General features: G+C 65.0%; 15 protein-coding genes. 6 read left to right on the plus strand and 9 right to left on the minus strand.

Translation table 11 applies throughout. From position 1 onward, the window contains the following. Positions 1-98: 98 nt before the first annotated feature. Both B0919_RS05575 and B0919_RS05580 read right to left on the minus strand, forming a co-directional pair. Complete coding sequence (locus B0919_RS05575) at positions 99-800, minus strand: GAF domain-containing protein (RefSeq protein ID WP_078011230.1); 702 nt, start codon at positions 798-800, stop codon at positions 99-101. 85 nt (positions 801-885) lie between these two features. Further along, positions 886-1,344: a peroxiredoxin gene (locus tag B0919_RS05580; RefSeq protein ID WP_078011231.1), complete on the minus strand. Its 459-nt coding sequence runs from the start codon at positions 1,342-1,344 to the stop codon at positions 886-888. 156 nt (positions 1,345-1,500) lie between these two features. On the opposite strand from B0919_RS05580, the gene B0919_RS05585 reads away from it, so the two are divergent. Genes B0919_RS05585 through B0919_RS05600 form a run of 4 tightly spaced genes read left to right on the plus strand, consistent with a single transcriptional unit; the run spans position 1,501 to position 5,546 of the window. After that, positions 1,501-1,926, plus strand: coding sequence for a hypothetical protein (locus B0919_RS05585; protein ID WP_078011232.1), 426 nt, complete (start codon positions 1,501-1,503; stop codon positions 1,924-1,926). 47 nt (positions 1,927-1,973) lie between these two features. Further along, entirely contained in the window at positions 1,974-2,696 is a 723-nt protein-coding gene (locus B0919_RS05590) for a glycosyltransferase family 2 protein (protein ID WP_078011233.1), read from the plus strand. A gap of 19 nt (positions 2,697-2,715) precedes the next feature. Beyond that, positions 2,716-4,203 carry a cellulose synthase family protein gene (locus tag B0919_RS05595; protein ID WP_078011234.1) on the plus strand — a complete coding sequence of 496 codons (1,488 nt, stop codon included), beginning with the start codon at positions 2,716-2,718 and terminating at the stop codon, positions 4,201-4,203. Further along, positions 4,200-5,546 carry a glycosyltransferase 87 family protein gene (locus tag B0919_RS05600; RefSeq protein ID WP_078011235.1) on the plus strand — a complete coding sequence of 449 codons (1,347 nt, stop codon included), beginning with the start codon at positions 4,200-4,202 and terminating at the stop codon, positions 5,544-5,546. The genes B0919_RS05595 and B0919_RS05600 overlap by 4 nt, the downstream gene beginning before the upstream one ends. On the opposite strand, the gene B0919_RS05605 is transcribed toward B0919_RS05600, so the two are convergent. From B0919_RS05605 to B0919_RS05635, 7 genes are all read right to left on the minus strand, one after another. Beyond that, positions 5,543-6,448 (minus strand): hypothetical protein, encoded by a 906-nt coding sequence (locus tag B0919_RS05605; protein ID WP_078011236.1) that lies wholly within the window; start codon positions 6,446-6,448, stop codon positions 5,543-5,545. The genes B0919_RS05600 and B0919_RS05605 overlap by 4 nt on opposite strands. Positions 6,449-6,484: 36 nt before the next feature. Further along, positions 6,485-7,078, minus strand: coding sequence for a TIGR04282 family arsenosugar biosynthesis glycosyltransferase (locus tag B0919_RS05610; RefSeq protein WP_078011237.1), 594 nt, complete (start codon positions 7,076-7,078; stop codon positions 6,485-6,487). A gap of 111 nt (positions 7,079-7,189) precedes the next feature. Continuing rightward, positions 7,190-7,714: a rhodanese-like domain-containing protein gene (locus tag B0919_RS05615; RefSeq protein WP_078011238.1), complete on the minus strand. Its 525-nt coding sequence runs from the start codon at positions 7,712-7,714 to the stop codon at positions 7,190-7,192. A 319-nt stretch (positions 7,715-8,033) separates the two neighbouring features. Beyond that, positions 8,034-8,372, minus strand: a complete 339-nt coding sequence (locus tag B0919_RS05620; RefSeq protein ID WP_078011239.1) for an arsenosugar biosynthesis-associated peroxidase-like protein — start codon at positions 8,370-8,372, stop codon at positions 8,034-8,036. Positions 8,373-8,435: 63 nt separating this feature from the next. Then, positions 8,436-8,981 carry a heme NO-binding domain-containing protein gene (locus B0919_RS05625; protein ID WP_078011240.1) on the minus strand — a complete coding sequence of 182 codons (546 nt, stop codon included), beginning with the start codon at positions 8,979-8,981 and terminating at the stop codon, positions 8,436-8,438. Between the two features lie 92 nt (positions 8,982-9,073). Then, positions 9,074-9,964, minus strand: a complete 891-nt coding sequence (locus B0919_RS05630; RefSeq protein WP_078011241.1) for an anti-sigma factor domain-containing protein — start codon at positions 9,962-9,964, stop codon at positions 9,074-9,076. A 9-nt stretch (positions 9,965-9,973) separates the two neighbouring features. Continuing rightward, complete coding sequence (locus tag B0919_RS05635; protein WP_254846486.1) at positions 9,974-10,528, minus strand: RNA polymerase sigma factor; 555 nt, start codon at positions 10,526-10,528, stop codon at positions 9,974-9,976. A gap of 194 nt (positions 10,529-10,722) precedes the next feature. Between B0919_RS05635 and B0919_RS05640 the strand changes: the two genes are divergently transcribed. Beyond that, the gene (locus tag B0919_RS05640) at positions 10,723-12,135 is read left to right on the plus strand and encodes an NAD-dependent succinate-semialdehyde dehydrogenase (protein ID WP_078011242.1); all 1,413 of its coding nucleotides are present in this window, start codon (positions 10,723-10,725) and stop codon (positions 12,133-12,135) included. A gap of 225 nt (positions 12,136-12,360) precedes the next feature. Then, positions 12,361-14,106, plus strand: coding sequence for a hypothetical protein (locus B0919_RS05645; RefSeq protein WP_139361933.1), 1,746 nt, complete (start codon positions 12,361-12,363; stop codon positions 14,104-14,106). Positions 14,107-14,416: the final 310 nt, after the last annotated feature.

Below are 14,416 nucleotides of genomic sequence, written 5' to 3' on the forward strand. Positions count from 1 at the left end.
CCCCGACCTGCCAGCAGGTCGGGGCTGTTGCATGATAAGGGGCACAGGCTACCCGATACTTCGCCGATTGGCGGGCTCCTTCGGCAAGCTGCCGGGCCTTATGCCGCCAGCAGGCGCTGCAAAGCCTTTTCGATGGTATTCAGGCGGCGGCTGACGGTTTGCTGCACGTCTTCGGTAAAGAAAGCAGCCCCTTGGGTTCGGGCCACCAGGTAGCGCGCCAGGGTAGAGCTTTCGTGCAGGTAGCCCTGCAGCTCGCGCTGCGCCTGTTCCCACTGCTCGGGCTGGTCCTGCAGGCGCGCCCGTAGCTCGATGGTCAGTCCCACCAGTCGGGCCAGGCGCAGCAACAGTTCCTTTTCGCTGTCGGTGAATTCGCGCGGTTCGCGCCCAATCACGCACATCGTCCCGATATTCATGCCGTCGGCCATGCGCAGCGGAGCACCCGCGTAGCAGCGCAGCCCCGCCGATTCGGCCACGGCCGGATTCACCAGGTTGCAGCGCTCCTGCGACAGATTGGGAAAGGCAATGGTCATGTCTTCCAGCACGGCCGCCGAGCACAGGCTGTCCCCGCGCGGCACCGTTTCGAGGCCGGGCAGGCCCACGTTGCCCCTGAAGACTACTTGCTCCGCGTCGACCAGTGAAATCAGCGAGATGGGCAGATTAAACAGCTGCGCGGCCAGGGCCACGTAGTCGTCAAAAATCTTCTCCGCCGTGGTGTTCAGAATCTGGTACTGGTAGAGCGTGCGCAGGCGCGCCAGGTCGTTGTCCGGAATCAGGGACGGGGGCTGAACGTAACGACGCATACGAAGGCTTAAGCGGCGGTGAGGAAGTGGCGGCAGTCCAAAGTTACAGCAGAATTATTCCACGCCGCCGCTTTGGGCACACCGGCTACTGCACCTGCAGCTCCTGTAGCACGCGTTTGGCTTCGGCCACGTGGTCGGTGGCGCGGCTCATGGAGTTGAAGATGTAGCGAATGGTGCCCTGCGCATCGATAACGAAGGTCACGCGGCCCGGCAGCAGGCCCAGCATGGCGCGGGGCACTTCGTAGAGCTTGCGCACCTGTCCGCCGGCGTCGGCCAGCAGCGGAAACGGCAGCCGGTGCTTCTGGGTGAACTTCTGGTGCGAGGACTCCGAATCGGAGCTGATGCCCACTACTTCGGCCCCCAGGTCCTGAAAATCCTGGTACTGGTCGCGAAACGAGCAGGCCTGGGCCGTGCAGCCGGGCGTGTCGTCCTTGGGGTAAAAATACAGCACCACGGCGCGGCCGCGCTGGTCGGCGAGGCGAAAAGCCTCACCGGTGGTCGTGGTCAGGGTAAAATCGGGGGCGGCGTCACCTACTTGCAGCATGCGAAAAGGGGGTATATTGAACGGCCACGCGCGGCGGGCCGGGAAAACCACCCGGGCCACGCGCCGCGTATGTGGCGTATGGCCTCAAACCCCAACCGTCCCCGGAAGGTTTTCGGCCCGTGCCACTCACTCCTGGCTTCTTCCCCACCCGCGCCTATGGTCCGACCCGTACTCCGCCCTTACCTGCTCTTGCTCCTGGCGTGCGTGGAAGCGGCCGCCATTGCCTACGTCGTGCGCTCGGCGTCGCGCTTTATCGGGCTAAACACCCTGCTGCCTTCCTGGATGGGCGAAGCCATTCACCAGACGGTACTGATGACTGCGTTTCTGGCCGCCTTGCTCTTCGAGCAGCCCCGGGCCTCGCGGCGCATGGCCGTTCTGGTGGCCGCCGTACCCGGCCTGGTGGTAGTGTATGATCTGTACATGAGCGTGACCCAGAGCTGGGGCTGGCTGCTGAGCGCGGCCACGGCGGGCGTGTTCGGCTACGCGCTGTACCTGATTATGGAGGAAGAGGCCGAGCTGCACGCCAGCAACCGCGCCGGGCGCTGGCACCGCCGCGTGCTGCAGCGCCGCCGCGGCGCCTGAGCCCGTTCGCCGCGTTCTTGCCATTTTTGCGCCCAGTTCCGCGCCGCATGTCTTTTCCTCCCCCCGCTTCGCTTCCCTTTATCGACGTCATCATCCCGGCCCACAACGAAGCCCAGAGCATCGGGCGGGTGCTGGCCGACATTCCCGCGGGCTGGGTGCGCGAGGTCATCGTGGTGGATAACGCCTCTACCGACGACACGGCCACGCCCGCCCGCGCCGGCGGCGCCACCGTGCTGCGCGAAGAGCGCCCCGGATACGGCCACGCCTGCCTGCGGGGCATGGCCCACTGCTACGCCCGCCCCGCCCACGAGCAGCCAGCCATCATCGTTTTCCTCGACGGGGACTACTCCGACTACCCCGAGGAACTGCCCAGCCTCGTGCAGCCTATCTTACGCGAGGGCGTGGACATGGTCATCGGCTCGCGCGCCCTGGGCCAGCGCGAGCGGGGCGCCATGCTACCGCAGCAAATCTTCGGCAACTGGCTGGCCACTACCCTGCTGCGCCGCCTCTACGGCGCCCGTTTCACCGACCTGGGCCCCTTCCGGGCCATCCGCGCCGACGCCCTGCGCCGCCTCGACATGCAGGACCAGACCTACGGCTGGACCGTAGAAATGCAACTGAAAGCGGCCCGGCAGGGCCTGCGCTGCACCGAGGTACCCGTGCGCTACCGCCGCCGCATCGGCGTATCCAAGATTTCGGGCACCGTGCAGGGCACCCTGGGCGCGGGGTACAAGATATTGTGGACCATTTTCCGCTACGCCCGGGGCTAACGCTCCGGCATCAGGAAGCATGAAAGGGCTCGAACTTGGTTTGCTGGGGCTGTACGGGCTGTGCCTGCTCTTCGTGCTGGCGTTCAGCCTCACGCAATGGCGCCTCACGTGGCTGGCCCGCCGCGTGCTGCGCGGCGGCCTGTCCAGCCCCCCGCCCCTGCCAGCCGATACGCAGCGGTGGCCCCGCGTGACGGTGCAGCTGCCGGTGTACAACGAGCTGAACGTCGTGGAGCGCATCATCGACGCGGCGGCCGCGCTGGACTACCCCGCCGGGCGCCTGCAGATCCAGGTGCTTGACGATTCTACCGACGAAAGCGTTGCGCTGGCCGCGGCCCGCGTGGCCTGGCACCGGGCCCAGGGCCTCGACATCGAGCACGTCCGCCGGCCGGATCGGCAGGGCTTCAAGGCCGGAGCCCTGGCCCACGGCCTTGAAGCCGCCACCGGCGAGCTGGTCGCCATTTTCGACGCGGACTTTGTACCCGCGCCGGACTTTCTGCAGCGCACCGTGCCGTATTTTCTGGCCGATGAGGGCCTGGGCGTGGTGCAAACCCGCTGGGGTCACCTCAACGAGGACTATTCGCTGCTCACTGAGCTGCAGGCTTTCGGGCTGAACGCGCACTTTCTGGTGGAGCAGGTGGGCCGCCACGCCGGGCACCACTTCATCAACTTCAACGGCACCGGCGGCGTGTGGCGGCGCAGCTGCATCGAGGACGCCGGCAACTGGCAGGCCGATACGCTCACCGAGGACCTCGACCTGAGCTACCGGGCGCAGCTGCGCGGCTGGCGCTTTTGCTACCTGCCGGCCGTGGTGGCCCCAGCCGAGTTGCCCGCCCACATGGACGCGCTTCGCTCGCAGCAGCACCGCTGGAACAAGGGCGGCGCCGAAACGGCCCGCAAGCACCTGCGCCGGGTGTGGACCAGCCCGCATCTGCCGCTGAGCACCAAGCTACACGCCACCTTTCATTTGCTCAACAGCGCCGTGTTTGTGGCCGTGCTGCTGATGGGCCTGTTGAGCGTGCCGCTGCTCCTGGTGCAAACGCGCCGCCCCGAGCTGACGTGGTTTTTCCGCCTGGCAGGCCTTTCAGTGCTTAGCCTGACGCCGCTGGTGGGCTACTACCACGCTGCCTGGCGCTGGAATGGCGGCCGGGGCACTGGGCTGCGCTTTCTACCCAAGTTCCTGCTTTTCCTGTCCATGTCCATGGGCTTGTCCTTGCACAATGCCTGGGCCGTACTCACGGGTCTGGCCGGCCGCTTCACGCCTTTCGTGCGCACGCCTAAGTCGGGACTGATACGGCGGGGCAGCGGGCTCGGGCGCTGGCGGCGCTACCGCACGGACTCCGTGAGTGGCCAAACGCTACTGGAGGCGCTGCTGGCCTTGTACTTTGTCGGTGGCATCGGCCTGGCCTTTCACTACGACAACTACGGTCTGCTGCCCTTTCACGTGCTGCTGGCGGTGGGCTACGGCGCCATCGTGTACTACAGCCTGCGCGACGCTCGTTCGGCATGAAGCCCCGCTCGCGCACCTTCTGGCTAGCCGGAGCCGCGGCGGCACTGGTTGTCAGCCAGCTCGGCCTGGCGTATGCCACGCCCCGCTCGCACACCGTGCTACTGCTCGGGCTGTTTGGGCTGGCCCTGGGCGGATACGCCTTGCTGCTGCGCCTACGCCTGCCGTGGCGCCCGGGCCTGCTGCTGGCGCTGCTGCTGCGCCTGCTATGGCTACCCGCCCTGCCCGCGCTTTCCGATGACTACCACCGCTTCCGCTGGGACGGCATCCTCGTAGCGGCCGGCCAAAATCCGTTTCAGCACCGCCCCGAGGAATACACCGCGGGCGGGGGCCAGCTGGCCGGCCCGGTAGCCCTCACGGCGGCCCTGTACCAGCGGCTGAATTCGCCGCGTTACTATTCGGTTTATCCGCCAGTGTGCCAAGCCCTATTCGGCGCGGCGGCGTGGCTGCTGCCGGGCTCCGAACGGGGCCAGGTGGTGCTGCTGCGACTGGTGCTGCTGCTGGCCGAAGCGGCCACAGCCCTGCTACTGGCACGGCTGCTGCGCCGGTTTCGGCGGCCCGCCGAGCAGGCCCTGCTGTACCTGCTACACCCGATGGTGGTAGCCGAACTGGTAGGCAATCTGCACTTTGAGGCCTTGGTTATTACTGGCATGCTGACGACCATCTGGCTGCTGGCGCGCGGCCGGTGGGCGTGGGCGGCCGCGGCCCTGTCCCTGCCCGTGGCCACCAAGCTCACGCCCTTGCTGGCCACGCCGCTGCTGCTGCGCCGGCTGGGCTGGGCACGCACGGTGGCCTTCGGCGGCTTACTCGCGGTTATACTAGTAGCCGTGTTTGCGCCATTTGCCTCGGCGGAGCTGCTGCGCAACATCGGCCGCAGCCTTGACCTGTATTTTCATTCCTTCGAGTTCAACGCCAGCGTGTACTACGCGCTGCGCGCCCTGCGGGCCTGGCAACTCGGCTACAACGACATAGCGCGGCTGGGCACCGTGCTAGCCGCCTGCTCGGTTGTGGGCATTCTAGTATTGGCCGCCCTCGAAAAGCGCCCCAGCCTGGCCACCTTGCCGCGCGCCGCGCTGCTGGTCTTCACCTTGTACTACCTGCTGGCCACGACAGTACACCCCTGGTACCTGGCCCCCCTGGTGGCCCTCAGCTGTTTTACGGGCTGGTGCTACCCCGCTACCTGGGCCTCCCTAGCAGCGCTATCCTACGCCACGTACCACACCCCGGCCTACCACGAAAATCTGTGGCTGGTGGCCGCCGAATACGCTGGCGTAGCCGTAGCCGCTTACTTCGATTGGCACCGGCGCCCGCACGGCTCATCAGCGGAAGAAAGCCACGCGGCTTAGTGCTGCCAATACGCGGCGCGGCGCGAGTCTTTGAGCAGCAGCTGGCGCCCGTCCCAGGTTGTTTGCTTCAGCAGCAGATGGGGGTATTGCTGGTCAAACCAGTACACGTTGTCCTTGCCCTGCGCCAGGCGCACGGTCACGCGCCAAGCCGGGCGCGGGGCCTCGTTGGGAGCAGCGCGGGCCACCCGAAACTCGGCCCGGTAGCGCACGGGCGCCGGGGCCTGGTTGGTTTGCTGGGTTTCAAGCACGTTGGCCTCGAACAACGGCTCGTCGTTGAAGCGCAGGCTGCGCAGCGTGTACGGCAGGGCGTCTTCCAGCAGCACATCGAAGGGGACTTCGTATTGGCCCGTGCCCTGCCCGTCCCAGTAGGAGTTGTAGCTGAGTTGGTACCCGTCGGCATCTGCGGTCAGAGCTTTGAACGTGTTGCCGCACCACTCCTGCGCGGAGGTCGTCATCTTGTGCAACTGCAGGGGGTCTTCGCGCCGAAAGAACAGCGACGTGAGGTAGTGGTACGGATAGTTGTCGGTAGGAACCCGGCAGAACTCGTTCACCTTCATCACGGCAAACAAATCCGGGCGCTGGTAGTCGTCGGTCTTGACGTTGAACGCCGCGTTGAAGTCTTCCTTCACCGTAATCAGCGTCAGCTCGTACGGCCGGGGCTTCTTGTACACCACGCGCTCCGCGGCGTACGTCGTCACTTCGGCCAGGCCGTCGTCCCACAGCTTGTGCTGAGCCCAGTTCAGGTTAAAATGCCGGTGCAAGGGCTGCAGCACCGTGGGGCGGGCTTCGTTGGCCGCCGGCTCCGTTTCGGACGGCTCTTGCTGGCAGCCGCTGCCGACCAGCGCCCCCAGCAAACTCAACGAAACGGCGAGCTTGCCCGCCTGCCACCGATAGCCTTTCATGCGCAGAGATTTTCCGCGCAAGGTACGCTTCGTGGCTTAGCCGCGCGCCTGCCAGGCCTGCCAATCCTCGGCCGTATCCACGTCTTGCAGCATCGGCAGCAAGGCCACCGACAAGCCAGCCCGCTCGGCAATGGCGCGGGTGTCGCGCAGCACGGTGGCGGTACTCCACTTAATGCCGGAAAAGAGTTCCGCCCGCGGCTGGCTCAGGCCGAGCAGGTAATAGCCGCCGTCGTGGGCGGGACCAAGGACCACGTCGTGGGTATGTAGCAGCTGGAAGGCCTCCGTGAGCAGGTCGGTGCTCAGCTGGGGGCAGTCGGTGCCGATGATGACCACGCGCAGGGCGCCGGCGTCAAACGCCTCTTCGAACGCGTGCTCCATGCGCTGGCCCAGGTCGGGCGTGGCGGGCTGCACGCGCTGTGGCACACCGGGCCAGAGAGGCGCGGCGCCCAGCGGCGGCGTGGCCGCCAGCCAGAGCGTACGCCCCGTCGGCAGGGGCATCACCGTGGCCTGGGTGTGAAAAAGCAGCTGGCGGTAGGCCGCCAGGGCAGCATCGGGGCCCAAGCCAGCCGCCAGCCGCGTTTTGACTTTCCCCAACTCGGGGTAGCGGGCGAAAATCAGCAGGTGCTCCATCTGGTTAATGTGCTAATGCGGTATTGAGCGGCGGTTGGTGTGCCAGCGTGGTTAACGTGCAAATGCCAGAACAACCATCATCACACGCGCACATCCCAACCCCTTAGCCCATCAGTTATAGGCTTTTTCGCCCCGGGTGAGCCACGCGCCCCACAACGCCGAATACGGGTGCACCCGCTGCGTCGGGCCGTGGGCGTCTACCAGCGGCCGGGCTTCGTTGGCCCACTGAAAAAGGCCGCCGTACAGGTTGCGCACGTCGCGGAACCCCAAAGCCTTCAGCTGCTCCCCGATCCGCTCCGACCGCACGCCCACCGAGCAGTATACTACTACGGGCTGGTCGCGGGAAAGGTCGCGCACAGCTTCTGGATTAAACGAGTCGTAATCGACAAAACGGGCCCCGGCCAAGTGGCTCACCTGGTACTCGGCCGGGGTACGCGTGTCGAGCACCGTCAGCTGGGGCTGCTGCTGGCGCAGCTTCGCCAGCTCCCCAGCCGACAGCGTCGGCACCGAGTTTTTGTACATCGTCTTGAGTAAGGCCGCGTAGGCGGGCGTTACCCGGTTGTCGGGCGTCGTTTGGGCGGAGCCGCAGCCCACCAATGCCAGCAACGCCGACCACATCAGCAATAAGCGTTTCAATTCGTGTGTGTTGGTTTTGAGCGGTTGTCAGACGGCAGCACCGCCACAGCCGTGGCGGTGCTGGCAGACCAGTAGCTCCTCTTGCCTACGTTCAGCACTGGCGTGCCGCTGCCGGCCAGCTCCACTTTTAGAACTGGCTACACCGCCACGAGTGGTAGCGGAATTGGCCACCGGATGCCGTTGCGCGGGCCGAACTCTTCGAGGTGCTACTGCGGAGAACGGGTTTAGGTGCTAATGCAATCCAGCCTGAAGCCGTTCCATAAGACGTTGTTGGCGCCTTCTCGGCTGCATCAGCACATTCTCCGCAGTAGCCAGCCCATTACATGCTGAGGTCCTGCGCCTTGTTCATCATCTGCACCCCGTGCACGAGCACTGCTCCCCCTTTAATGGCCGCTGCTACGTGCACAGCTTCCATCATCTGGGCTTCGTCGGCACCTTTCTGCAGCGAGTCGGTGGTGTAGGCGTCGATGCAGTACGGGCACTGCACGGCGTGGGCTACGGCCAGGGCAATGAGGGCCTTCTCGCGTTCCGACAGGGCTCCTTCCTTGAATACCTCGCCGTAGTAATCGAAAAACTTGCGGCCCATTTCGGCCTGCCACTCGGTGATGCGGCCAAACTTGGCCAGATCGGCCGGATTGTAGTAGGTGCTCTTTTCCATATCGGGGCAACAAACGAGGTGGCGAACGGTTCGGATTGCCGTGCGCGGGTGAAACAATGGGGTTCAGGCCGGGCGCCGCCGCACCCGGATGTGCACGTGCTGGCCATCGTCCCGGGTCGTGGGCTCGATGTCGATGCGCTCGGCCTCGTCGAAATATACCGCCAAGCCCCGCACAATGCCCACGGCCAGCGCGCCCATGCGCCGCCCCGACACGTATTCGACCACCACTTCGTCGGGCCCGGTGCGGCGCACATCGAGCACGGGCGGGGCGTTTTCCTCGTGCTCCTCGCGCACGCGCCGGTGCATCACCTGTTCGGTGTGCTCCAGCATTTCCAGGGTACGCCAGCTCGGGTCCACCAGCTTGCTGTACATATAGAGCAGGTCGGGCACGAGGTATTCGCCAAACTTCTCCTGCAGTTCGGCGGCCGGAATGCCAGTCATCTCAGCGGCGTGGCCCACCAGCGCGTACATGTGCTCATCGGGGTACACGTGCTTGTGGTCGAAGTCGCCCGAATGCAGGTCGGCGGCTTCCAGCAGCCTTATCCAGGTGCTGTGGTCGTACTGCGTTTGAACATAGCGCTTGAGCAGCGTGAAAATGGAGCCGTGCATACAGAAAAACAAAAGCCAAAGGTGCGCAACGAAAAACGGCCGCTGCCCGAATAGCCGGGCAGCGGCCGTTTTTCGTTGCAGTACAGCTGGGCTTAGTTAGTCATCTGCCCCATCACGGTAAGGGCGGCCAGCGTCGGAGTGGGGTGGCCACCGGCGTCTTCCAAAGTCACGGCAAAGGCCTGGGCGCTGACGATGTCCTTCATGCGCTGCAGGCTGTCGCCGGCGGCCGTGTTCTGGGCCAGCATGCCGGCATCCACGGGCTTGCCCTTGTCGAGGGCCCACAGCTGGTACTGCTTGCCGGTGGGAGCCGCGGGCAGGTTGTTCACGTCCACGTACACGGCGCGGGTGGCGGGGTTGTACATCACCTTGGCGCGGGCGCCGGGCGCCTGGGGCGTGCCGGTCATCACCACGGTACGGAACTGCTCGCTGCGCAGAATGCCCAGCTCCTCGGTGCGGGTGGCCAGCCGCTTCTGCACGGCCTGCGTGGTCGCGGCGAAGCGCGCCTGCTCGGCCTGGGCCAGCACCAGCTGGTTTTCGGAGCTCTGCCAGCGGCTGTAGAGCAGCCAGTTGGCGCCCAGGCTCAGCAGCAGCGCTACCGAAGCAGCAATGGCCAGCCAGCGGAAGCCGCTACCAGCTTCGGGCTCGGCGGCGGGCAAGGGGCGCACCACGGCCTCGGAGGCTTGGGCGGGGCGCGGCGTGGGTTCAGGGGTGACGGGAGCAATAGGTGCGGGCGCCACAGCAACGGGCTGCTGCCGGATGGCTTGCTGCCAGCCGCCGAGCACCCGCTCGCGCATGCTGGCGGGCGGCGTCACGGCGTGGGCTTCGGCGTACAGGCCCAGGCGTTGCTGCACCTGGGTAAGCTCGGCCCGGATGGCCGGGTATTGCGCGGCCAGCCGCTCCACCTCGGCCGCTTCGGCCGGGCTGAGCTGCTGCAGGGCATATAGCTCGAGTTGTCCTGATTCGATGTAGTCCTCGATGTTCACAGCTCAGGGTTATCGGATCAGTTTGGAAAGGACTTTGATGGCGGCGCGGGCGCGGGTCTTCACGGTACCTAGCGGCAAATTGAGTTCTTCGGCTACCTCGCTTTGGGTGTAGCCTTCGAAATACAGCAAGTCGACAATTTGCTTCTGCTCCGGATTCAGTTGGCGCGTGATTTCCTGCAGCCCGATGTGCTCGGGCCGGAAGGTGGTTGCGGCAGGCTGACGCTCGGCAGGACTCTCGTCCAGTGGCTGACTGTGAGAACTTACGCGGTACTGACGAGAGCGGATTTTGTCGATGGCTAAATTTCTGCACACGTTCAGCACCCACGTAAACAGCCGTCCTTTCGACGGGTCGTAGCTCTGAAACGAATGCCAGATCTTAACCATTCCCTCCTGCAGCACGTCCTCGGCTTCTTCCTCCTTGCGCACGATGCGCAGGATGACGCCGTACAGCGCCGCCGAGTACTTGTCGTAGAATTCCGTCATGGCAGCCTCGTCCTGGGCGCGCAGCCGGGCCACGAGCTGTTCTTCGGCGATGGGTGGCGGCTCTGGTAGCAAACTGGTCACGGTGTGGTGAGTAAGACCGCCTCCGGGCACTGGGGAATGCGGGGCGGACTGGCCAAAAGTAAGGACAAAAAGGGGACGGCAAAGCCCAGCCACACAACCGGCACCGGGCAGCGCAGGTTATACGCAGCATCGGCGCGGAGGCTGCTTACGTATTCTGCCTAGCCGCCGCGCCCTTCACCCTTTGCCTTTCCCTGATGGCCATCGAATCCTATAACCCCTACACCGGCCGCCTGCTGCGCCGCTTCCGCCCGTTTGCCTGGTCCAAAGTGGAGCGCATTGTGGCCCAAAGCCACCGTGCGGCTGCCGAGTGGCGCACCACCGCCTTTGCCGAGCGCGCCCGCCTGATGCGCCGCGCCGGTGCCCTGCTGCGCGAGCGAGCCGACGAACTGGCCCGCCTCATGGCCCTGGAAATGGGCAAGCCGGTGGTGGACGGCCGCGCCGAAGCCCAGAAGTGCGCCCTCTGCTGCGACTACTACGCCGAGCACGCCGAGGAATTTCTGGCCGATCAGGAAATCAAGACCGAAGCCCAGCACTCCTTTATCAGCCACGAGCCCATCGGGGTGGTGTTGGCCGTGATGCCCTGGAATTTTCCGTTCTGGCAGGTGGTGCGCTTTGCCGCGCCCGCGCTGATGGCCGGCAACGTGGGCCTGCTCAAGCATGCTTCCAACGTGCCGCAGTGTGCCCTGGCCCTGGAGCAGATTTTCCACGACGCGGGCTTCCCGCCGGCTACTTTCCGCACCCTGCTCATCGGCTCCGATCTGGTCGGCAAGCTCATTGAAGACGACCGGGTGCGGGCCGTCACGCTCACGGGCTCGGAACCGGCCGGGGCGCAGGTAGCCGAAACCGCAGGCCGGCAGATCAAGAAAACCGTACTGGAGCTGGGCGGCTCCGACGCCTTTATCGTGCTGGCCGACGCCGACCTAGAGTTGGCCGCCAAAACCGCCGCGCAGGCCCGCATGATCAACGCCGGGCAGAGCTGCATTGCGGCCAAGCGCTTCATCGTGGAGAAGCCCGTACTAAAGGAGTTCATCAGCCAGATGAAAACCCACCTGCTGGCCATGCGCACCGGCGACCCACTGGCCGAGGACACGCAGTACGGTCCCCTCGCCCGCCCCGACCTGGCCGATGAGCTGACCGAGCAAGTCAACGACTCGGTGCAGCAGGGCGCCAAGGTGGAGCTGTTCGGCGGTCAGTCCAAGCCCGGCACGGCCCTGTTCCGGCCCATGATCCTGTCGAACGTGAAGCCCGGGCAGCGCGCCTACCACGAGGAGCTGTTTGGGCCGGTAGCCCTGATCCTGGAAGCCAAGGACGCCGATGACGCCGTGCGCCTAGCCAACGACTCACGCTTCGGCCTGGGCGGCTCGGTGTGGACGCGCGACGCGCGCCGGGGCGAGGCGCTGGCGCGCCGCATGGAAGCGGGGGCCGTGTTCGTCAACTCCATGGTAAAATCTTCGCCGGAAATGCCTTTTGGCGGGGTAAAGAAGTCGGGCTACGGGCGCGAGCTGTCGTACCTCGGCATCCGGGAGTTTGTCAACCAGAAGTCCATTTGGGTGGCACCGGGTCAGCCAGCAGCAGAAAAAGCCATCGGCAAGAAGAAGGTGGAGTAGGCCAGCAGACCTGCTACCGCGCCGCGCCCGCCATATCTTTGACGGATGTGTTACGGCTATCGGCTTCTGCTTGTCTTTCTACTACTTGCTTCCCAACTCGGCGCGGCGCAAACACTTTACAAAAGCCCGGCTCCCGCTCCCAAAGCGCTGCAGGACTCCGTAGTCAGATTGCAGCGGTACGCCCGGCTCGGCCGCCTAAGCACAGTCGAGCGGCTAGCTACCTATTTGCTCAACCGGTATGAGACGCCGCTGGCGGACCGTCGTTACTACCTGCAAGAGGAAAGCGGCCGGTTTTTGCTTGATTTTCGATTGCCGGTGTACAGCCTGCGCGCCGAAGCGCGCCAGTACCGTGGGGCCCTGGTGGATGCCGAGGCGGACCTGACCCAGGCCCTGCGCTACGCCGAGCGGTTTTACCCCTACATGAGTTCCAGCAACGGCTTCTTTGAAAAGCTACCGGCGGAATTCCTGCGCGACGCTTACTACCAACGGGCCTTGTTGCGACTTGAGCATCTCCATAACCCCGCCGGCGGCTGCGCCGATATGGCTACCAGCTACCAATTGGATACCGTGCGGACGAGCAGCCCACGCTGGCGCGATTGTAAGCTTCCCGGCAGCCGGGCACCTCTCAACACAATCGAACTATCCGCGGCAAAGGCTAGGTGGCGCGATTCGCTGACCCGCGTTCCGCTCTTACTGCAGGCTGGCCGCCTGGCCCGCGCCGACTACTTGCTGCAGCAGCTAGCCGCCGGGCAAGTAGGGCCCTACGTGCGGGTACCACCGCTCGACGAAGGCCCCGTCAATCTTACTTACCTACGCAGCGAAGTAGCCCGGCGCCGGGGGCAGTATGCCCGGGCCCGGGCCTACCTCGATACCTTGCTGGCCCTTCCCAACCCCGCGCCGCTGCACCGCTACGCCCTGGGCATCCTTAAAATCGACCACCTCAACGACCGCGCCGGGGGCTGCGAGGACCTGCGCTGGGTGTACACCCACGACACCACCAGCACCGCCCCCACGCACCCACGCTGGCGCGGCTGCCCCATGCCCGCGTATCGGGTAGCTGCGACGCCTGCCGAACTGGGTGCCTACGCCACCGCTTATATGGACTCGGTCAATCATGCCCGCGAGCTGACGAACAGTGGCCAGATGGCGCAAGCCGTGCAAATCCTGTCGCGGCTGCTGCACGCCCGCGTGGCCGGAGCGTACATCCAGCATCCGCTAGCGGGGTATTCGAGTAGCCCTTACCCGCCTGACAACCCATACCACAACCTGCGGGCGGCCACCTTCACTGCTCGGGCCCAAGCCTACGTGCAGCAACAGGAGTACCGCCGCGCCGTGGCCGACCTCGATACCTTGATTGAGCAGCACCACTGGAGCCGGACGCTAACCACCGAGGCTTACTGCCAGCGTGGCCGCTACCGCTTGGATTATCTACACGATGAGCGTGGGTGTGATGATCTGTACCGTTGTTTTGAGCGACAAGGCCAGCCCGTGGGCCCCGACCCGTGGCGGGGTTGCCCCCAAGCCGGCTGGGCCCGCCAGAAGAACCGCGCCGCTTCGGAGTCCAACGTCACCTTTCGCTTGGGCGGGCTAGCTCAGGGAAAAATCGGCGGCGTGGAAGTCGGCTTTCAGCAGCATGACGGCGGGACCGGCGAGTGGGGCTTCAACCACGGCCCCTCACTCGAGCTGGAAGCCCTGGCCAAACCCCTGATTGTGGCGCCTAAGTTTTCGTACGAGGTGGAATACTACGTGATTGGTGGTCGATTGGACTTTGCGGCTTACATCCCCTTGGGCGGTCCGAAACGCGCCGTAGACCTGCGGGTGATACCCCAGGCAGGTGCTAGTCTGCTGGGCGTAGTTAATGTGTTTTATGGCTACGCGCTGCCCTTGACCCACTCGCCCCTGGACGTGCTCGGCCGGCACCGCGTCAGTGTATTCATCAACTTTCTCAAGCTTACCAAATTCGGCGGCTAGGGGCGGGCGCTTGGTTACCTATGGGGCCGGCTTGCTGCATACCCCAGTCCTGAACCTGGCAACTAACAACACACTGGTCTAGTTCGCCTATTCATTGCAGAGCGTCGGCACCACAGCCAAGGTGTCGGCGCTCTGCGCTTTTGCACCTGTTTGTTAGTGCCTCCGGCTGCGGTGCAGCCCGCCAGCATCAAAAAAATCTATTTCCAGACTTTGTTTTTTAAGCGTAGGACAGCTGCTGTACGCCGCGTTGGTATTGGCCACTATCGAATGATTTTGCCCCGACGGCGCGTGTGCCGTAAGCGTATATGGT

Source organism: Hymenobacter sp. CRA2 (assembly GCF_002007105.1).
In the GTDB taxonomy this organism is placed as follows: Bacteria; Bacteroidota; Bacteroidia; order Cytophagales; family Hymenobacteraceae; genus Solirubrum.